A 19,425-nucleotide genomic window follows, 5' to 3' on the forward strand; every position below is an offset into this window, starting at 1 on the left:
GGCGGCGCCTTGGGTCGGAGTGACGGGCTTTCCGCCTCACATCCCCGTTTGTTTCTGCAGCAAAAGGTTGAAAGCGGCCGAATAACGCCCACTTGGGCATATGGCGTTTGGTGGTCCGTTATGGGATACACCTGCACAAGAGATGCAAAGGGCGGAAATTCATGAGCTTTGATTACGATCTGTTTGTCATCGGCGGCGGCTCGGGCGGGGTGCGGGCAGCCCGCGTTGCGGCGCAGGAAGGCGTCAAGGTGGCGCTGGCCGAAGAGGACCGCTATGGCGGCACCTGCGTGATCCGCGGCTGCGTGCCGAAGAAGCTGATGGTGTTTGCCTCCGAATATTCCGGCATGGTCGAGGACGCCCAGGCCTATGGCTGGGACATTCAGGCCGGCGGGTTCAACTGGGACAGCTTCAAGGGCAAGCTGCATGCCGAACTGGACCGGCTGGAAGGCATCTACCGCAATATCCTGAAGAATAACGGCGTCGAAAGTTTCGACCAGCGCGCGAAGCTGGCCGATGCGCATACGGTTGAGCTGGCCGACGGCACCCGCAAGACCGCCAAGCACATCCTGATCGCTACCGGCGGCTGGCCGTCGGTGCCGGAGTTTCCGGGCTCGGAGCTGGCGATCACCTCGAACGAGATTTTCCACCTGGACAAGCTGCCGGAGACGCTGCTGATCGTCGGCGGCGGCTATATCGCCAGTGAGTTTGCAGGCATCATGAACGGGCTGGGCGTGAAGACCACGCAGTTCTACCGCGGCGCGCAGATCCTGCGCGGCTTTGACGACGAGGCGCGCGGCCTGATCTGCGAGGAAATGTGCCAGGCCGGGATCGACGTGCATCTGGGCACCAACGTGCTGGAGATGCGCCAGGAAGGCGATAAGATCCGGGTGAAGTCGACCAATGGCCAGGAACGGCTGTTCGACAAGGTGATGTATGCCACCGGCCGCAACCCCAATTCCGGCAACCTTGGCCTGGAGGAGATCGGTGTGGAGCGCGGCCGCAAGGGCGAGATCGTGGTCGACCAGTACAGCCAGACCTCGGTGCCGTCGGTCTATGCGATCGGCGATGTGACCGACCGGGTGAACCTGACGCCGGTGGCGATCCGCGAAGGCATGGCTTTTGTCGAGACGGTGTTCAAGGGCAACCCGACCAGCCCCGACCATGACCTGATCCCGACGGCGGTTTTCACCCAGCCGGAGATGGGCACTGTGGGGCTGAGCGAAGAGGACGCCAGCGACCAGGAGCCGGTCGAGGTTTATGCAACCTCCTTCAAGCCGATGCAGCAGGCCTTTGCGGGCCGTGCCCAGCGGGTGCTGATGAAGCTGATCGTCTCCAAGGCGACGCGCAAGGTGCTGGGCTGCCATATCGTCGCACCCGGCGCCGGAGAGATGATCCAGCTGGCGGGAATCGCCGTAAAGATGGGTGCGACCAAGGAAGATTTCGACCGTACAGTTGCGGTCCATCCGACAATGTCGGAAGAGTTGGTAACCTTGAAGACTCCGGTGCGTTCGACCTGATCGGGCGGCCGGCAATAATTGACAACACATGCCGCCCATCGGGGAAACTCATGGGCAGCAGCATACGGATAGGAGAGAAATGGCGGGCAATAGCGGTGGCCCCTGGGGGGGCGGTGGCTCCTCTGGCGGCGGAGGCAACCGGGGCAATAACGGCGGCAACAATGGCGGCGGCGGCGGCCGCAAGCCGGATGAGCCCCAGATCCCCGAGATTGACGAACTGGTGAAGAAAGGCCAGGAGCAGCTGCGCGTCCTTATGGGCGGGCGCGGCGGCTCCGGCGGGCGCGGCGGCGGCGGCTCCGGCGGCGGCGGACCGATGTTCACCAAGGGCACGGTGGGGCTGGCCGTTATTGCGGCAGCGGTCCTGTGGGGCTTTGCCAGCTTTTATACTGTGAAGCCGGAAGAACAGTCGGTTGAGCTGTTCCTGGGCGAATATTCCTCGACCGGGCAGCCGGGCCTGAACTTTGCGCCCTGGCCGCTGGTGACCAAGGAGATCCTGCCGGTCACCCGTGAACAGACCGAAGACATCGGTGTCGGCGGCGGCCGCAGCTCGGAAGCCGGGCTGATGCTGACCGGCGATGAGAACATCGTCGATATTGATTTCCAGGTGGTCTGGAACATCAGCGATCCGGCGAAGTTCCTGTTCAACCTGCGCGATGCCCGCACCACCATCCGGGCGGTGTCGGAATCGGCGATGCGCGAGATTATCGCCCAGTCCGAACTGGCGCCGATCCTGAACCGCGACCGCGGTTCGATCGCCTCGCGGCTGCAGGAGCTGATCCAGTTCACGCTGGATGATTATGACAGCGGCATCAACATCATCCGCGTCAACTTCGACAAGGCCGACCCGCCGGCCTCCGTGATTGCCGCCTTCCGCGATGTTCAGGCTGCTGAACAGGAACGCGACCGGCGCCAGAACGAAGCCGATGCCTATGCCAACAATGCGCTGGCTGAGGCCCGCGGCCAGGCTGCGGAACTGCTGGAACGGGCCGAAGGCTACCGCGCCCGGGTTGTCAACGAAGCCCAGGGTGAGGCGAGCCGGTTCTCGGCGGTTCTGACCGAGTACCAGAAGGCGCCTGAGGTGACCCGCAAGCGTCTGTACCTGGAAACCATGGAAGAGGTGCTGGGCCGGGTCGACAAGATCATCCTCGATGAGCAATCCGGCGACGGCCAGGGCGTCGTGCCGTACCTGCCGCTGAATGAACTGCGCCGCGGAGGAAGCAACTGATGCGTAAGACAACTCTTTTGCTGCCGGTGCTGGTGATCGCTGTGATTACCGCACTGTCATCGGTGTTTATTGTGGACGAGCGTGAAAAGGCGCTGGTGCTGCAGTTCGGCCGGGTGGTTTCGGTCAAGGAAGATCCGGGCCTGGCGTTCAAGATCCCGCTGATCCAGGAGGTCGTGCGCTATGACGACCGCATCCTGAGCCGCGATATCGACCCGCTGGAAATCACCCCGTCGGACGACCGCCGTCTGGTGGTCGATGCCTTTGCGCGCTACCGCATCGTGGACGTCAACCGGTTCCGTCAGGCAGTTGGCGTCGGCGGTATCGCCACCGCGGAAAACCGTCTGGATTCGATCCTGCGGGCGCAAACCCGGGAGATCCTCGGCTCGGTCAGCTCCAACGATATCCTGTCGTCGGACCGTGCCGCGCTGATGCTGCGGATCCGCAACGGCGCCATTGCCGATGCGCGCGCATTGGGCATTGCCATCATCGACGTGCGGCTGAAGCGCACCGACCTGCCGTCGGAAAACCTGGATGCGACGTTTGAGCGGATGCGGGCCGAGCGTGTGCGCGAAGCCACCGACGAGCGCGCCCGCGGTAACGAGGCGGCGCAGCGGATCCGGGCGCAGGCCGACCGGACCGTGGTCGAGCTGGTGTCCGAAGCGCAGCGCGAAGCCGAGATCATCCGCGGTGAATCGGATGCCGAACGCAACGCGATCTTTGCCCAGGCCTATGGTGCCGACCCGGAGTTCTTTGAATTCTACCGCAGCCTGAACGCCTATTCGAATTCGCTGAAGGCGGGGAATTCCACCATGGTGCTGTCGCCGGACAACGAGTTTTTCAACTACCTGAAATCCTCGAGCGGCAAGCCGCTGGCAGAGCAGTAATGGGGTTTATCCTCCTGGCTCTCGGGCTGGTATTGATTGCAGAGGGGCTGGTGTACGCACTGGCCCCTTCGCTTGTGGAGCATCTGCTGGAGATGCTGCGCGCCTTGAGCGAGGCGCAGCGCCGCAATGCCGGGCTGGCGGCGCTGGCGCTGGGTCTGATCCTGGTCTGGCTGGCGTTCCGTTTTGGGGTCTGAGGCGCCGTTTTCCCCCTAGATTTTCAGCGAAACCGTAAGGTTTCCCTGCTAGGATGCCCGCAGCAGGACCTGTCCCCGCCCCGTCCGGGCTGAAAACCCGCTCACAGCGGCTTTATTCCTTGCAACATTTGTTGCGGGGCGGGCGGGAGTTCCTACATTGGGTCCGTAAGGCTCCGCCCGGCGTGGCCGGCGATTGCGCCGGTCCGGGGCGGATAAGAAGAATGAGAAGTGACAAGGAGTAGATCCGTGCAGCCACAGGCAATTGCAATTTCCGGCCGGGCAGGCAGCAGCAGCGCGATGATGCGCATGATCTGGCTTGCGGTGCTGGCCATGGCGGTCCTGCTGATGCAGGCCGCGGCCGCGATGGCGCGCCCCGAAAGCCTGGCGCCGCTGGCCAACCAGGTGAGCCCGTCGGTGGTCAACATCACCACCACCACCGTGATCGAGGGCCGCACCGGTCCGCAGGGCATTGTGCCCGAAGGTTCGCCGTTTGAGGATTTCTTCCGGGAGTTCCAGGACCGCAACGGCAATGGCAACGGCAGCCGCCCGCGCCGGTCCTCGGCGCTGGGGTCGGGTTTTGTGATTTCCGAGGACGGCTATATCGTCACCAACAACCATGTGATCGAAGGCGCGGATGAGATCGAGATCGAGTTCTTCCCCGGCACCGGCCAGCCCAATGAGCTGTTGCCGGCCAAGGTGATCGGCACCGATCCCAACACCGATATCGCGCTGTTGAAGGTCGAGGCGCCGGCGCCGCTGAAATACGTCAAGTTCGGCGACAGCGACACCGCCCGCGTCGGTGATTGGGTGGTGGCCATGGGCAACCCGCTGGGGCAGGGGTTCTCGCTGTCGGCGGGCATCGTCTCGGCCCGCAACCGCGAGCTTTCGGGGTCTTATGACGACTACATCCAGACCGATGCGGCGATCAACCGGGGCAACTCCGGCGGGCCGCTGTTCAACATGGATGGCGATGTGGTCGGGGTGAACACCGCGATTCTGTCGCCCAATGGCGGCTCCATCGGGATCGGCTTCTCGATGGCCTCCAATGTGGTGGTGAAAGTGGTCGACCAGCTGAAGAAATTCGGCGAGACGCGCCGCGGCTGGCTGGGTGTGAAGATCCAGGATGTGGATGCGGATCTGGCTGAGGCGATCGGGCTGGACAAGGCCCGCGGCGCGCTGGTGACGGACGTGCCGGATGGCCCCGCGAAGGACGCCGGGGTGCTGGCCGGCGACGTGATTGTCAGCTTTGACGGCGGCGAGGTGAAGGACACCCGCGGCCTGGTGCGCCAGGTCGGCAATGCCGAGGTCGGCAAGACCGTGCGGCTGGTGGTCTACCGCGAGGGCAAGACCGAAACCCTGCGGGTGACCCTGGGCCGCCGCGAGGATGCCGAGCGCGGACCGTCCAGGCGTCAGGACGGTGATGGCGAGCCGGGCCAGAGCGAAAAGGAATTGCTGGGCCTGTCGGTCGGGGTTCTGACCGACCAGATGCGCGGTGAGCTGAATGTGGGCGAAGAGGTCGAAGGACTGGCCATTCTGTCCGTGGACGAGGCATCGGAGGCTTGGGAAAAAGGCCTGCGCGCCGGCGATGTGATCACCGAGGCAGGCCAGCAGAAGGTCACCTCGATCAGCGAGCTGGAGGCCCGCGTTGCCGAAGCCAGGGAGGCGGGCCGCAAGTCGCTGCTGCTGCTGGTGCGCCGCGGCGGCGAGCCGCGTTTCGTGGCGCTGAACCTGGCGGAGTAACGCGCTGCAGGCCGATCCTGTTCAACCTGTCAAAGGCCGGGCCTCTGCCCGGCCTTTTTCCGTTCCCGCAATTGGGTATGCGCGTTGAGGCAGGCGGTAAAAACCCTGGAGGGCACCCTAGGGCCGCCGCGGGGCGCTAAGCGGGATATTGCGTGAGGTCCGGGACCGGTCCCGGAAAGGGGAAGAGCCATGCGCTGGCGGGCGCATGGCTCTTTTGGGATAGGCAGCCAATGGGATGGAACGGATAATGGCTGTCTGTTTCCGGTTATTGCCGGATGCCGCCAAAGGTTCTGTGACCGGGATTACAGAACAGGGCTTTTCGTGCGGATTTTCCGGGAAATTGCGCTGCGGGGGCGGTCAGATCGAATCCGGCCCGGCCAGCACTGCCAGTTCCGCGCGGTCCAGGATCTGCACGCCGCCGCGGCTGATGCTGACCAGGCCGCTGCGTTTCCAGGCGGCCAGGGTTTTTGAAACCGCCTCGCGGGTGGCGCCGACAAACTCCGCCAGCTCGGCCTGCGACAGGGCAATCCGGCCATCGCGGCCCTCGGGGGCCAGATACAGCAATTTGCGCGCCAGCCGCACCGGCATCGGCAGGAACACCTGCTCGTTCAGCTGGGTGTTCATCCAGCGCATCCGCTGGCCGGCCAGCCGCAGCAGGTCGGCGGCCAGATCGGGATACTGGCGGATCTGATCCAGCACGTCGCGGCTGCGCAGGCGCAGCACCCGGCTGGGTTCGGCGGCGATGGCGGTGGCGGTGCGTTCGCCGGGGTCGAACAGGGTGATCTCGCCGAACACGGCGCCGGGGCGCATCATGTCGAGCGACAGTTTGCGGCCCGAGGCAGAGAGCACCGAAAATTCCAGCGCCCCCTCGGCGATCGCATAAAGCGCATCGCCCGCATCGCCCTGTTCAAACAGCACCTCGCCCTGGCGCAGGCGCACGTCCGCGGCCTGGCTTTCCAGCATCCGGCGCAGCGGGCCGGAGGCGCCGGAAAGAAAGCCGGTATCGGGCAGGCGGGTTGTCAGCATGGCCAAATCTCTTTGCGTCAGGTGCCCAGTCCGGCGGACCTTAGCAGAGCCATGGGCTCCGGGGAACCGGGGAACTGAACCGGTTGGTTCAGCCCGCCACGGCGATCAGTCCCAGCCTGCGGGCGGAGGTGAGCGTCAGGGTGCCGCTGTCCAGCCCCAGCGGGGCCTGATAGCGTTGCACGGCCGTGCGGGTGGCGGCGTCCATCTGTCCGTGAACCGGTCCGCGGTAGATCCCGCGGACGGCCAGGGCGCGCTGGAGTGTCCGGATAAAGTCCGGCGTCATCATGGCGGGGCAGGGGATTTCTATCCAGTGCTTCTGCCGCGGCTGCACGATCTGCTGGCGGGTCTCGGTGCGGAAGACGGCGGGGCGGGTGACCCGGCCGCTGCTGTCGGTTTGCGCCGGCTGTGCCTGCACCTGGCTGGTGACGGTTTCGATGACGGCGGGCGAGATGTGCTTGCTCCAGCAGGTGCCGGGCGGCGCGCCCGGCGGGGCATAGCGTCCGGCGCGGGACACGTCGCCGCCGGGCGGCGGCTGGACGCAGGCCGCCAGCACCGCCAGCAGCAGCCCGGGCCAGACCCGGCGGCTGGTTTCGAATATGCTCGGCGTCATGCCCGGATGCCTTTGTCACTGTGACTTTGCCGGCGCGCATGTCCGTTCCAGGCGCCGGTGCTTTGACGGCAGGTTAGCCCAGTTCCGGCCCCTGCGCAAAGGCGGGATCATCCCGGCGGCCTTGTTCCGCCAGCAACAGGTCCAGCATCGGCGAAATATCCTCAACCGTCTCGGCAATCACATGGGTGACGGCATGCGCCCGCTGCAGCCGGCCGGTGACGCGCAAGAGCCGGCCCGAGATCACCGCCCGGCGGAACGCCTCGTAGATCTTGCGCCAGACGATCACGTTGACGGTGCCGGTTTCATCCTCAAGGGTGACAAAAATCACCCCCTTGGCGGTGCCGGGACGCTGGCGCAGGATCACCAGCCCGGCCACGGTGATGCGGGCGTTCCGGGGCGGCTCCTGCAGCCGGGCCGCAGGCAGGCAGTGCGGCGGCTGCGGCCAGGGCTGTGAGCGGTGCCCGCCCGCAGCGCAGGCTGCGGCGGGGGCGGGACCGGGGGCGGGGGGTGAGGCGGCGGCTGGCATGAGGAAAACGGCCTTGCGGTTGAAAAATATCCGGAGTGAACAAATATAGAACATTGACGTGAAAAGTCCAGCTGCGGCAGGGCAGGGTCGCAATTGGGGGTGGCACCGGCGCAGGGGCTTGGCTACACAGTCGCGCAAGTACCGGAAAAGGGAAGAGAGCTGACAATGGCAAAGATCACTTACATTGAGCACAACGGCACCAGCCATGTCGTGGATGTCGCCAATGGGCTGACCGTGATGGAAGGCGCGCGCGACAACAATATTCCCGGAATCGAGGCCGATTGCGGCGGCGCTTGCGCCTGCTCGACTTGCCACGTGTACATTGCGCCGGACTGGGTCGAGAAGCTGCCCGCCAAGGACGACATGGAAGAGGATATGCTGGATTTCGCCTATGAGCCGGATCCGGCCCGCTCGCGGCTGACCTGCCAGATCAAGGTGAGCGATGCGCTGGACGGGCTGGTGGTGCATATGCCCGAAAAACAGATCTGATGATCGCAGGGGCAGCGGCGCGGCGTCTGAGGATGCGCGCCCGGCCCCGTTCCGCCCGCCGCGCAGGGCAGGTGCAGTGCCTGGGGCCGCTGGCAGCGCAGGGCTGGTCTGCGGACCGGCCGCTGCGCAACGGGCCTCCGCAGGCCTTGGCTCCGCGCCGGGTCGGGCAGCCGGAATCCTCTCATCCGCATACACCGGTCCGGCCCTGCGTTATGCACATGGGAGCCCGGGGGGTGAGGCTGACTGGTCCGGGCTGCCGCTTTGGCCGGCCGGGCAGGACGGCAAGGTTTGGGGGTTTGAAACCGTATTGCCCGGGATCGCGTCTGTGAAGACCTGCCGCCGCGTCTGGCGGACTTGACCCGCAACGGCAGGCTGGATGCGGTGATGGTGGCCGAAACCGATGTGAGCCTTGGCGCCGTGCCGGGCTTGCATGGCGCAGCGGGCAAGATCGCCGGAACACCGCATACCGGCCACAGCAACCGCCAGCCGGCCCGGGCTGATCAATCAACGGACCGGCCAGGGCTTCATCACCTCCGGCATCCGCATCACCTCCGGCATCCGCAAATGCGGGCAGGGGCCGGAGCTGATGACGGCCGGCGGCGATGGGCGCCGGATCATCGCATCGCGTCTGCACAACGGCGCAATCTACCAGCCGGGACATCGGCCCGTTCCAATAGGGACACGGGGCTGCAGGCCGCACTGGCCTGCGGCGGAACCCTGGCCTGCGGCGCGCAGGGCGCGGCGCCGGGCCCAACTGTGAAGGGCCTCCGCCAGGATGGGCCGGAACCGGCGGGAGTGCCTGCCGCCCTGGCAGCCCGGACAGCCCGGACAGCCAGGCCTGCTGCGCCGCGGCTTGCCCGGTTTTTGCGCGGTGTTTCAGATTTATTCATCCCCTTCGGGTTACCTTGCCCCTGACGAGCGGCGCCAGGCGTTTACCTGCCTGAGCCGGTTTTACAGGAGACAGGCGCGTGAGCTTTACACCCTATGTGTTGGGCACCGGTATCAGCGGGTGGACCTTCCTGCAGCGGACCCGCGACCAGCAGCAGGAAATCTATGAGAAGTCGCCGGTCATCGACCGGACGGTGCAGTACTTCAATCAGAGAATCACCAGCGTTGAGACACCGGACCAGCTGCTGGATGACTACAAACTGCTGACCGTGACGCTGGGCGCCTTTGGCCTGGACGAGGATATCGGCAACAGGGCGTTCATCAAGAAGGTGCTTGAATCCGATATCAGCGACCCGGGCTCCTTTGCGAACCGGCTCAACGACAGCCGGTATCAATCGCTGGCGGAAACCTTTGGCTTCAACAGCCCGGATGGCCCGTCGCTTCCCAGCGCCAAGGCCGGCGCTGAATTTGCCAGTGTCGCCTCGCCGGATGATTTGCTGGCAAACGGCACCCTGCTGCGCAAGGCGCTTGCCAACGTGGGAATGGAAGAGTTCGAGAAAAATCAGTTCTTTCTGCAGAAAGTGCTGGAATCCGACCTGGGAGATCCGGAGTCCTTTGTCAACAAGCTGAGTAATCCCAAATATGCCGAGTTTGCCCGGCAATTCAGTTTCAATACGCCGCCGGTGTATGAAAACAGCATCCAGGCGCTGGTCGGGGAATTCAACGAGCACGCCGAAGGCCTGGCAAGCGCGGATGACCTGCTGGGGGATGAAAATCTTCTGCAGGCCGTCGTCGATACCTTTGATCTGGAACGCACCAGCCCCGATTTCCTGCGCCGGGTTCTGAATTCTGATACCACCGATCCGGACTCCTTTGTGAACCAGCTGGAGGACAAAAGATATCTTGCTGTTTCCAAGGCGTTTGGATTCGGCTGGCCGGATATCAATGCGATGACCGATCCGGATGAGCTGTTGTCGAACCCGGAGGTGCTGGAGCATGCGCTGGATACATTCGGGCTGTATGGCAGGGATGAGGACGAGCTGCGCCAGATTTTGGAATCGGATTTGTCCGATCCGGACTCCTATGTGAATCAGCCCGAAAATTCAGCCTATTACGACTTTGCCGACGCGTTTCAGAACGGCTGGCCGGATTATGTCAGCAAGATGAAGGTGTTCTCCGATGAAATCACCGGCAAGCTGGGCACCTTTACAGATCCGCGGGAATTGGTTTTTGATTCAAGCCTGTTTGAAGCGACGCTGGATATCTTCGGCCAAAGCAAACGGAACCTGGATTTCGACACTGTGATCCGCGCATTTGAATCCGACCTGTCGTCCAGCACGTCATACGCCAACCTGCATTACGATACCGGTTTGAAAGCCATGGCGTATGCGTTCTCCTTCAACGGCGGGGACACCGGCCGCGAGTATCCGGAAGATTTTGCCGGGCAGATTTCCGAGCTTTACACCACCCGCCAGTTTGAAATTGAGATCGGCGAGAGCGATCCGAACATGCGGCTGGCGCTGGCTTTTGAGCGCGAGCTGCAAACCGTTGCGGATGCAGGCGGCAGCGAGAACGCCCATTGGTACGGCATCATCGGCTCGCCGCCGCTGAAAACGGTATTCGAAACCGCATTGGCGCTGCCGTCGAGTTTCGGCCAGCTGGACGTGGACCGGCAGGTCGAGGAGATGAAGGAGCGCTCGTTTTCCGTATTCGGAACCACCCATCCGGCGGATCTTCTCGAGGATGCAAAACTGGATGATTTCCGTAACAGGTTCCTCATGCTGGCGGATCTCAACGGGTCTGGGAACTCTGGCTTCAGCGATCCGATTCTGGCGCTGTTCTGACCCGGCGGATGCGCTTTGGCCTGAGGCACAGCAAACCGCACCGCCCGGCATCGCAGGGGCGCGCTATAGCGTCAATCGCATGGTGATGTTCGTCACCCTGCTGCAGCCGGGATGGGAACCTTCTGCGGTCTTGGCAAATCCCAGCCGGGCGAACAGGCGGTGGTTTTCCACCAGTTCGATCCGCGTCTGCAACTCAAGCGCAGGCAGGCCCAGATCCCTGGCGCGCTGTGCCGCCAGGTCCACCATCCGCCTGCCCAGGCCAGATCCCCGGCGGGCGGGATCAACTGCCAGCTTGCCAAGGTGCAGGCAGTCTGCCTGCGGCATCAGGAAGATGCAGGCCGCGGGCGGGCTGCCGGCGGCCCAGATCTCGCCGCCAGCGCGGCAATGCTCCGCCATGCCGCCGACTGTCAGCCGGTGCATGGAAGAGGGCGGATCAATGCGCCCGTCCATATAGGCAAAGCTGCGCTGGATCAGGGCCAGCACCTCGGCAAGCAGCGGATCGTCAGCGCTGAGTCTGCGGGGCAGTTTCAAAGTCGGACCTCCCAGCGGGCGGGGCGCGCATCCTCCTGGCCGGCCCGGTGCAGTCCGCAGGAGGCGCAGACGGCACGGGTGGCTGCAGCGGACAACCGGCATGGCCTGTCCTGCCGGTAACGGCGGATCGTTGCCTCCCAGGGCCATTCTCACCGCTTTGCAGCATCCCGCGTCCGGCTGAAGTGCAGAATACCGCACTGCACCCGGCAAGGATACCGCCGGCGGGCGGAACAAGGGGGCCTGGCCGGGCGCCGGCGCGCCCGGCCAGGCCCAACTGCGACGGTCAATCTTTGATTGGCCGGGAACAGGCGGGAGAGCCGCCGCCGCGGCAGGCGTTCAGTCCAGCGCGCGCCAGCCGATGTCGCGGCGGAAGAAGCCTTGCGGCCACTCGACCCCGTCCACCATCGCATAGGCGCGGTCGCGGGCCTCCTGCAGGGTATCGCCGCGGGCGGTCACGTTCAGCACCCGGCCGCCGACGGCCAGCACCTTGCCGTCTTCGGCCTTGGTGCCGGCATGGAACACCATGTTGCTGCTGTCCTCGGGCAGCGCGTCCAGGCCCTTGATCTCGGTGCCTTTCTCATAAGATCCGGGATAGCCTTCGGCGGCCATCACCACCGTGATCGCGTGATCGTCGCCCCAGTTCACCTGCGCCTCGCCAAGCCGCCCTTCAGCCGCGGCATGCATCAGGTCCAGCGCCTGCGCGCCAAGCCGCATCATCAGCACCTGGCATTCCGGGTCGCCGAAACGGACGTTGTATTCCACCAGCCGGGGCAACCCGTCCTTGATCATCAGGCCGGCATAAAGCACCCCCTGATAGGGCATGCCGCGCTCTGCCATCACACGCATGGTGGGTTTCACGATCTCTTCCATGGCGCGGGCTTCGATCTCGGCGCTCAGCACCGGCGCGGGGGAATAGGCGCCCATGCCGCCGGTGTTGGGGCCGGTGTCGCCTTCGCCCACCCGCTTGTGGTCCTGGGCCGAGCCGATCGCCAGCACGTCCTCGCCATCCACCAGCACAAACAAAGAGGCCTCTTCGCCTTCCATGAATTCCTCGATCACCACCTCGGCGCCGGCGCCGCCGAAGGCGCCGCCGAACATGTCGTCGATGGCGGCGATGGCCTCCGCCTCGGTCATCGCGATGATCACGCCCTTGCCGGCAGCCAGCCCGTCGGCCTTGACCACGGTCGGCGCGCCATGTTTGCGCACATGGGCCTTGGCGGCCTCTGCATCGGTGAAATGGCCATAGGCGGCAGTGGGCGCGCCCGCCGCGTCGCAGACTTCCTTGGTGAAGCTTTTGGAGGCTTCCAGCCGGGCTGCCGCCTCAGACGGGCCGAACACCAGCAATCCTGCGGCGCGCAGCCGGTCGGCAACCCCAGCGGCCAAGGGCGCCTCGGGGCCGATGATCGCGAAATCAATGGCGTTTTCCTCGGCAAACGCCGCCACCGCGCCGCCGTCCTCGATGTCAAATGATGCGCAATCGGCGATCTGCGCGATCCCGGCATTGCCCGGCGCCACGATCAGCTTGTCGCATTTGGGGTTCTGCATCACCGCCCAGGCCAGTGCATGTTCACGCCCGCCGCTGCCAAGGATAAGGATGTTCATCTGCGTCTACTCCGATCTGACTGAGCCGAGAGCCGCCCCGGTCCTGTCCGGGGCTTGCCTTGCTTGCGGCGGGTTCTATGCTGCGCGCGAATTCAAAACAAGACCAGCCGCAAGCCGCAGGAGAGCAGCCCCGTCATGTCCGACCTGTTTGATGATCCAAAACCGGGGCAGAACGCGCCCGAATTCACCGTTTCGGAAATTTCCGGCGAGGTGAAGCGCACGCTGGAGGGCACCTTCGGCCGCATCCGGGTGAAAGGCGAAGTGGGCCGGGTGTTCAAGGCGCGCTCCGGCCATCTCTATTACGACATCAAGGACGACCGGTCGGTGCTGGCCTGCACCACCTGGAAGGGGCAGGTCTCCAGCCTGTCGGTGGTGCCCGAGGAAGGGCTGGAGGTGGTGGTCACCGGCCGGCTGACCGCCTTTGGCGCCCAGTCGAAATACAATATGAACGTCGACGAGGTTGCGGTTGCGGGGCAGGGCGCGCTGATGGCGCTGCTGGAAAAGCGCAAGAAACAGCTGGAGGCAGAGGGGCTGTTTGCGCCCGGGCGCAAAAAGCCGCTGCCCTATCTGCCGCAGATCATCGGGGTGGTGACCTCGCCCTCCGGCGCGGTGATCCGCGACATCCTGCATCGCTTGCGCGACCGCTTCCCGCGCAAGGTGCTGGTCTGGCCGGTGGCGGTGCAGGGACAGAACTGCGCGCCCGAAGTGGCCCGCGCCATCGACGGCTTCAACCGCCTGACACCGGGCGGCGCACTGCCGCGGCCGGACCTGATCATTGTCGCCCGCGGCGGCGGCTCGATCGAGGATTTGTGGGGTTTCAACGAAGAAATTGTCGCCCGCGCCGCGGCGGCGTCGCAGATCCCGCTGATCTCCGCCGTGGGGCATGAGACGGATACCACGCTGATCGACTTTGTCTCGGACCGCCGGGCGCCGACCCCGACGGCGGCGGCGGAACTTGCTGTGCCGGTGCGGCTGGAACTGATGGCCTGGGCCGAGACCCAGGGGGCGCGGCTGACCCGCGCCGCCGGCCAGGCGGTGCAGCAGCGCCGTCAGCGGCTGAATGATCTGGCGCGCGCGCTGCCCAGGCCCGATACCCTGCTGGAAACCCCGCGCCAGCGGCTTGACCGGATTGCCGACCGGCTGCCGGGCGCGCTGATCTCCGGGGTGCAGCGCCGCCGGGTGCATCTGAGCGAAACAGCCGCCTCCCTGCGCCCTGCCACCCTGCGCCAGCTGGTGCAGGGGCGCCGCGACCGGTTGCAAAACCTGTCCTCCCGCCTGACCCTGCGGCCGATCCGGCGCGAGATCACCGCCCGCAGAGACGCGCTGGGCCATCTGGCGCAACGGCTGGATGCGGCGCAGTCGCTGCGTCTCAACCGCCAGCGCCAGACCCTCTCGGCCGCAGGCCGCCAGCTGGAGATCCTCAGCTACAAGGCGACGCTGGAGCGCGGCTATGCGGTGGTGCGTTCAGGGGCCGGGATCCTCACCACCAAGGCCGCTGCGGCCCAGGCCGGCCCGCTGCAGATCGAATTTGCCGACGGCATTCTGGACCTGGAGGCGGGCACTGCGGATCCGGCTTCCCAGACCGCCGCAGCGAAACCGTCCGGCGGCGGCCAGGGCTCGCTGTCCTAGCTTCTTTGCGGTCTGAAATACTCACTGCGCCGGAGCAGGCCTCAGACACCGGCGTCAGGGCCGTAGCACAGCATTTTCTCGCCGATGTCTTCGGCCTCGTACAATTCGGTCGAGGCCGGGTCATCTTCGAACCGGGCGGTCAGCCCGCCGGGGGCGAGTTCAAAGCTCCAGCACTGCGGATCGCCCCGGTTTTCATAGATAAAACAGATCCGGCCTGCGTCCTCGTACCAGCTGCCCTCCTGGCATCTGCCGTCCAGAAAGGACCAGATCACCCGCCGGCCGGGCAGGTAGCGCTCCACCCCGTACATGCTGCCGCCAAAACCGTAGAACAGGGTGCGGCCCTGGGTATAGCGGTCGAATTGTTCGGCGTTCAGCGGCTCGGCAGCCAGCAGCGGCCCGTTGAGGGCGGCAATCAGGGGAATCAGCATCAGACAGCGCATGGGTCCACTGTGCCAGAGTGTGCGGGTCGCGGCCAAGGGAAACACACGGGGTTGCAATCAGGCCGCAACCGGGCAGCAACCGGGCCGCAAGCGGGACATAAGCGGGGCGCAAAGCCGGGCGGCGCTGACATGGCTCCCGCTTGGTCACCTTTGACACCGGAGGGGGAGTTGCCGCCAACTGACGCAAACAGGCAGGGAGGCAGGACCGTGATGATGCAAGCGACAGCAGCAGGTGTAGGGGCAGGGGCAGGGGCCGCGCTCTGCGCCGCCGGGTATCTGGGTCTGACCGCGCAGCCGCCCGGTATTCTGCGCAGCCTGGCCAAAACCGCGGCGGTCGCGCTTTTGGCGCTTGGCGCCGGCATGGCGGGGGCGCCGCTGCTGCTGGTGCTGGCGCTGGGTCTTTGCGCCCTGGGGGATCTGTTCCTGTCACGCGACGGCGACGGCGCCTTTATCGCGGGCGTGGGGGCCTTTGCCGCAGGGCATCTGGCTTATGCGGCGCTGTTCCTGACCCGTGCGGACAGCGATCCTGCCCGGCTCCTGCAGCTGCCGGCTGCGCTGGGTGCGGCCGGGCTGCTGGGGCTTGGCCTGATCATGGCGCGGGTTCTGGCACCGCGGGCCGGCGCGCTGAAGGGGCCGGTGCTGGTCTATATCCCGGTCATCCTTGGCATGGGGGCGGCGGCGCTGACCCTGCCATCCGGCACCTGGGTCTTTGCCGCGGCCTGCGCCTTTATGCTGTCGGACATGATCCTGGCCGCGGAAACCTTTGTGCTGAGCGCAAAGCACCCGCTGCGGCGGATCACGCCCTATGCGGTCTGGCTGCTTTACTGGGGCGCGCAAGCAGGGTTTTTTGCTATATTTTCCTGATGCGCAGGACGCCTTGCGCTTTGCACTCCGGCGCAATCCGCATTAGGTGGGGTGCAGACCCTTTTGCGGAGACCAAGATGGCGTTTTTCTCAAAGCTCAAGGAGCGGCTGTTCAAATCCTCCTCCAAGCTCGAGCAGGGGCTCGATGCGATTGTCGAGGAGGGGGCGGAGGACAGTGCAGCCGAGGCAGTGGAAGCCCTGGCGGACGCGCCCGCTGTCACGCCTGAACAGCCGGCCCCGGCGCCTGTGCCGCAGCCTGTGCCGCAACCGGACCCTGAGGCAGAACCAGCGCCTGAACCGGCGCCGCAGCCTGCCTCCGCAGCGGAAACTGCACCGGCAGCGGAATCTGCACCTGAACCGGAGAAGAAAGCGCCGGGCCTGCTGGGCCGTCTGATGGGCCGCGGCAGTGCCGCCGAGCCGCGCCGGGCGCTGGATGACGACATGCTGGAGCAGCTGGAAGAGCTGCTGATTGCCGCCGACATGGGGGTCGACACGGCGCTGCGCGTCACCGCCAATCTGGCCGAGGGCCGGATGGGAAAGCGGGTGTCCTCGCGCGAGATCAAGGAACTCTTGGCGCAGGAAATCGCCCGCATCATGGAGCCGGTGGCCAAGCCGCTGCCGATCTACGCCAAACGCCCGCAGGTGGTGCTGGTGGTGGGCGTCAACGGCTCGGGCAAGACCACCACCATCGGCAAGCTGGCCAGCCAGTTCAAGGGCGCCGGCAAAAAGGTGGTGATCGCTGCAGGCGACACCTTCCGCGCCGCGGCTGTTGAACAGCTGCAGGTCTGGGGCGACCGTGCGGGCGTGCCGGTGCTGACCGCCCCGGAAGGTTCGGACCCGGCCTCGCTGGCGTTCGACGCGATGACGAAAGCGCAGGAAGAGGGCGCCGATCTTCTGATGATCGACACCGCAGGCCGGCTGCAGAACCGCGCCGACCTGATGGAGGAGCTGTCGAAAATTGTCCGGGTGATCCGCAAGAAGGATGAAACCGCCCCGCATAATACGCTTCTGGTGCTGGATGCGACCACTGGCCAGAACGCGCTGTCGCAGGTGGGCACCTTCCAGAAACTGGCCGATGTCTCGGGCCTGGTGATGACCAAGCTGGACGGCACCGCCAAGGGCGGCGTGCTGGTCGCGCTGGCGGACAAATTCGGCCTGCCGATCCACGCCATCGGTGTGGGGGAGCAGATCGACGACCTCGCCCCTTTTGATCCGGAAGACTTTGCTGCGGCTCTCACCGGTCTTGAAACCCGATGAGAGCTGCGCCCGGTTACCGGGTGCCCATCCAGTGCTCCAGCACCCGCATCAGGATCAGCACCGCAAGCACCAGCGCGGTGGCCAGCGCTGCCAAGGCGATCTCGCCGCTGCCGCAGCTGAGCCCGATGGCGCCGGTCAGCCAGAGCGAGGCCCCGGTGGTGACATTGCGCACTTCGCCGCCGGAGGAAAAGATCAGCCCCGCAGCGAGAAAGGCCACCCCTGCAGTCACCGCTTCGATCAGGCGGAGAGGGTCCACCCGCAGTGCATCGCCTGAGTTCATGAAGGGGGTTGCCGCCAGCTGCTGGCTGATCAGCATGAAGAGGCAGGCCGCCACGGACACCAGCATATGGGTGCGCAGCCCGGCGGGCTTGTCGCGCAGTTCACGCTCGAACCCGATCACCCCGGCGAGCAGCAGCGCCGCGACCAGGCGAAACGCGGCAACCGGGGCCGGCACCCCGCCGAACCCGTTTGCGAAATCCTGCCTCAGAGTGTCGCGTATGCTGTCCATGATCCCTGACGCCAGTCGATTTCCACCCTGCCGGCCAACAGGAAATCCGGCATGAGCGAATGGCTGATTTCACTGGAAGGCACCGCGGCCGGGCATCAGGCGGCGCTGTATCTGGCGCTGATGGCCGCGGTGCTGCACGCGGTCTTCGGGGCGCTGCAAAAGGGCCGCCACGACCCCTGGCTGTCGCGCGGGGCCATCGACATTTCCTATGCCCTGATGGCAGCGCCGTTTGCGCTGTTCGTGGTGCCCTGGCCCGAGCCGCACATGTGGCTGATCTTCTTTGGCGCCTGGGTGATCCATGTGCTGTACAAGCTGTTCCAGGCGCTGGCCTATACCAAGGGCGCCTATACGGTGGTCTACCCGGTGGTGCGCGGCACCGGGCCGCTGTTCACGGTGATCGGCGCCTACTGGCTGTTCGGCGAGGTCTTCACGGTGACGCAGTGGCTTGGTGTCGGGGTGCTGCTGGCCGGCATCTTCGGCCTTGCCATTTACAATTTCATCTTCCTGGTCTCCGCGCGGGAGACGCTGGGGATTGCGCTGGTGCTGGCGGTGATCACCGGGCTGTTCGTGGCGCTGTATACCACCTATGACGCCTACGGCATCCGGGCGACCGCTGATCCCTTCACCTTCCTGGCCTGGTTCTTCATGATCGACGGGCTGGTGTTTCCGGTTATTGCCTTTGCCCGCTGGCGGCGGATGCCGGAGCCGCCGCCGCCGGGGCCGCTGATGGTCAAGGGGGTCTTCGGCGGGCTGGTGGCCTTTGCCTCCTTCGGGGCGGTGATGCTGGCGACCCGGCTTGACAAGGTGGGCGAGGCGGCGGTGCTGCGCGAGACTTCCACCGTGTTTGCAGCGCTGATCGGCTGGCTGGTGCTGAAGGAAACCGTGGGCCCGCGGCGGATTGCGCTGATGGCTTTGATCGCGCTGGGCGCCGTGATAGTGGAAATGGGCGGCTGAGACCGCGCGCAGAACTGACAGGAGGCCCCATGGCCGGAAAGAAGATCAACCCGACCCTGAAGATGCTGCTCGAGCTGGGCCCGATCGTGCTGTTCTTCATCGGCTATCTGAAGCTGAAGGATGAGGTGTTTCTGATCGGCGGCAATGAATACAAGGGCTTCATCGTCATCACCGCCGCCTTTATCCCGCTGATGGCGGCATCGACGCTGGCCTTGTGGAAGCTGACCGGGCATCTGTCGCGGATGCAGTTTGCCACCCTGATCCTGGTGGTGCTGTTCGGCGGCATGTCGGTGTGGTTCAACGATGACCGCTTCATCAAGATGAAGCCGACGATGCTGTATCTGCTGTTCGGCGGGCTGCTGGGCATCGGCCTTATGCGCGGGCAAAGCTGGCTGAAGGTGGTGATGGAGGAAGTCATGCCGCTGCAGCAGCAAGGCTGGATGATCCTGACCCGGCGGCTGTGCGCGTTCTTTTTTGGCCTGGCTGTGGCCAATGAACTGATCTGGCGGACGCAAAGCACCGACACTTGGGTTTATTTCAAGACTTTCGGGCTGCCGGTGGCGATGTTTGCCTTCTTCATGCTGCAAGGGCAGCTGTTTCAGAAATACGGCGCTGAGGAAGAAGAGGCCGAACCGGCGGAGTAACCGGCGCAGCCACCCTACGGAAATGGCGTTGAGGGCGGAGCCTGCCTGGGCTGG

Annotated in this window: 19 protein-coding genes; 12 read left to right on the top strand and 7 right to left on the bottom strand. The window is 65.2% G+C overall.

Annotated elements, in window-relative coordinates; genetic code table 11:
- Positions 1–161: 161 nt before the first annotated feature.
- The 5 genes from gor (at position 162) to METH_RS05360 (ending at position 5,560) form a co-directional block, all read left to right on the top strand.
- Positions 162–1,517: a glutathione-disulfide reductase gene (gor, locus tag METH_RS05340; RefSeq protein WP_024089401.1), complete on the top strand. Its 1,356-nt coding sequence runs from the start codon at positions 162–164 to the stop codon at positions 1,515–1,517.
- Between the two features lie 79 nt (positions 1,518–1,596).
- Positions 1,597–2,742, top strand: a complete 1,146-nt coding sequence (gene hflK, locus METH_RS05345) for an FtsH protease activity modulator HflK (RefSeq protein WP_024089402.1) — start codon at positions 1,597–1,599, stop codon at positions 2,740–2,742.
- Positions 2,742–3,626, top strand: a complete 885-nt coding sequence (hflC, locus tag METH_RS05350; RefSeq protein WP_024089403.1) for a protease modulator HflC — start codon at positions 2,742–2,744, stop codon at positions 3,624–3,626. Before hflK ends, hflC begins: the two co-directional genes overlap by 1 nt.
- Positions 3,626–3,820, top strand: a complete 195-nt coding sequence (locus METH_RS05355) for a DUF2065 family protein (protein ID WP_024089404.1) — start codon at positions 3,626–3,628, stop codon at positions 3,818–3,820. The genes hflC and METH_RS05355 overlap by 1 nt, the downstream gene beginning before the upstream one ends.
- Before the next feature lie 297 nt (positions 3,821–4,117).
- Positions 4,118–5,560 (top strand): Do family serine endopeptidase, encoded by a 1,443-nt coding sequence (locus METH_RS05360; RefSeq protein ID WP_245602953.1) that lies wholly within the window; start codon positions 4,118–4,120, stop codon positions 5,558–5,560.
- A gap of 357 nt (positions 5,561–5,917) precedes the next feature.
- Here METH_RS05360 and METH_RS05365 read toward each other — a convergent pair whose 3' ends face one another.
- From METH_RS05365 to METH_RS05375, 3 genes are all read right to left on the bottom strand, one after another.
- Positions 5,918–6,586 carry a Crp/Fnr family transcriptional regulator gene (locus METH_RS05365; protein WP_024089406.1) on the bottom strand — a complete coding sequence of 223 codons (669 nt, stop codon included), beginning with the start codon at positions 6,584–6,586 and terminating at the stop codon, positions 5,918–5,920.
- Positions 6,587–6,674: 88 nt separating this feature from the next.
- Entirely contained in the window at positions 6,675–7,196 is a 522-nt protein-coding gene (locus tag METH_RS05370; protein ID WP_024089407.1) for a peptidoglycan-binding domain-containing protein, read from the bottom strand.
- Between the two features lie 73 nt (positions 7,197–7,269).
- A complete protein-coding gene (locus METH_RS05375; protein WP_044008568.1) occupies positions 7,270–7,722 on the bottom strand; it encodes an OB-fold nucleic acid binding domain-containing protein in 453 nt (150 codons plus the stop codon).
- Positions 7,723–7,887: 165 nt separating this feature from the next.
- Here METH_RS05375 and METH_RS05380 point away from each other — a divergent pair, with 165 nt between their 5' ends.
- Both METH_RS05380 and METH_RS05390 read left to right on the top strand, forming a co-directional pair.
- A complete protein-coding gene (locus METH_RS05380; protein WP_024089409.1) occupies positions 7,888–8,211 on the top strand; it encodes a 2Fe-2S iron-sulfur cluster-binding protein in 324 nt (107 codons plus the stop codon).
- Between the two features lie 968 nt (positions 8,212–9,179).
- Complete coding sequence (locus tag METH_RS05390) at positions 9,180–10,943, top strand: DUF1217 domain-containing protein (RefSeq protein WP_024089411.1); 1,764 nt, start codon at positions 9,180–9,182, stop codon at positions 10,941–10,943.
- A 63-nt stretch (positions 10,944–11,006) separates the two neighbouring features.
- On the opposite strand, the gene METH_RS05395 is transcribed toward METH_RS05390, so the two are convergent.
- Positions 11,007–11,474, bottom strand: coding sequence for a GNAT family N-acetyltransferase (locus METH_RS05395; protein ID WP_024089412.1), 468 nt, complete (start codon positions 11,472–11,474; stop codon positions 11,007–11,009).
- A 336-nt stretch (positions 11,475–11,810) separates the two neighbouring features.
- Positions 11,811–13,076: a phosphoribosylamine--glycine ligase gene (purD, locus tag METH_RS05400; RefSeq protein ID WP_024089413.1), complete on the bottom strand. Its 1,266-nt coding sequence runs from the start codon at positions 13,074–13,076 to the stop codon at positions 11,811–11,813.
- A 135-nt stretch (positions 13,077–13,211) separates the two neighbouring features.
- On the opposite strand from purD, the gene xseA reads away from it, so the two are divergent.
- The gene (xseA, locus tag METH_RS05405) at positions 13,212–14,705 is read left to right on the top strand and encodes an exodeoxyribonuclease VII large subunit (RefSeq protein ID WP_024089414.1); all 1,494 of its coding nucleotides are present in this window, start codon (positions 13,212–13,214) and stop codon (positions 14,703–14,705) included.
- A 41-nt stretch (positions 14,706–14,746) separates the two neighbouring features.
- Here the strand turns inward: xseA and METH_RS05410 are convergent, their stop codons facing one another.
- On the bottom strand, positions 14,747–15,133 hold the full coding sequence (locus METH_RS05410) for a hypothetical protein (protein WP_425412324.1): 387 nt from the start codon (positions 15,131–15,133) through the stop codon (positions 14,747–14,749).
- Between the two features lie 225 nt (positions 15,134–15,358).
- Between METH_RS05410 and METH_RS05415 the strand changes: the two genes are divergently transcribed.
- Positions 15,359–16,009: a lysoplasmalogenase gene (locus METH_RS05415; RefSeq protein ID WP_197538822.1), complete on the top strand. Its 651-nt coding sequence runs from the start codon at positions 15,359–15,361 to the stop codon at positions 16,007–16,009.
- A 77-nt stretch (positions 16,010–16,086) separates the two neighbouring features.
- The gene (gene ftsY / locus METH_RS05420) at positions 16,087–17,265 is read left to right on the top strand and encodes a signal recognition particle-docking protein FtsY (RefSeq protein WP_024089417.1); all 1,179 of its coding nucleotides are present in this window, start codon (positions 16,087–16,089) and stop codon (positions 17,263–17,265) included.
- A gap of 13 nt (positions 17,266–17,278) precedes the next feature.
- Here the strand turns inward: ftsY and METH_RS05425 are convergent, their stop codons facing one another.
- Positions 17,279–17,764: an MgtC/SapB family protein gene (locus tag METH_RS05425; protein ID WP_024089418.1), complete on the bottom strand. Its 486-nt coding sequence runs from the start codon at positions 17,762–17,764 to the stop codon at positions 17,279–17,281.
- A gap of 60 nt (positions 17,765–17,824) precedes the next feature.
- Between METH_RS05425 and METH_RS05430 the strand changes: the two genes are divergently transcribed.
- On the top strand, positions 17,825–18,727 hold the full coding sequence (locus METH_RS05430) for a DMT family transporter (RefSeq protein ID WP_024089419.1): 903 nt from the start codon (positions 17,825–17,827) through the stop codon (positions 18,725–18,727).
- A gap of 29 nt (positions 18,728–18,756) precedes the next feature.
- Positions 18,757–19,371 carry an inner membrane-spanning protein YciB gene (locus tag METH_RS05435; protein WP_024089420.1) on the top strand — a complete coding sequence of 205 codons (615 nt, stop codon included), beginning with the start codon at positions 18,757–18,759 and terminating at the stop codon, positions 19,369–19,371.
- Positions 19,372–19,425 lie beyond the last annotated feature (54 nt).

This window comes from Leisingera methylohalidivorans DSM 14336 (assembly GCF_000511355.1).
Taxonomy (GTDB): domain Bacteria; phylum Pseudomonadota; class Alphaproteobacteria; order Rhodobacterales; family Rhodobacteraceae; genus Leisingera; species Leisingera methylohalidivorans.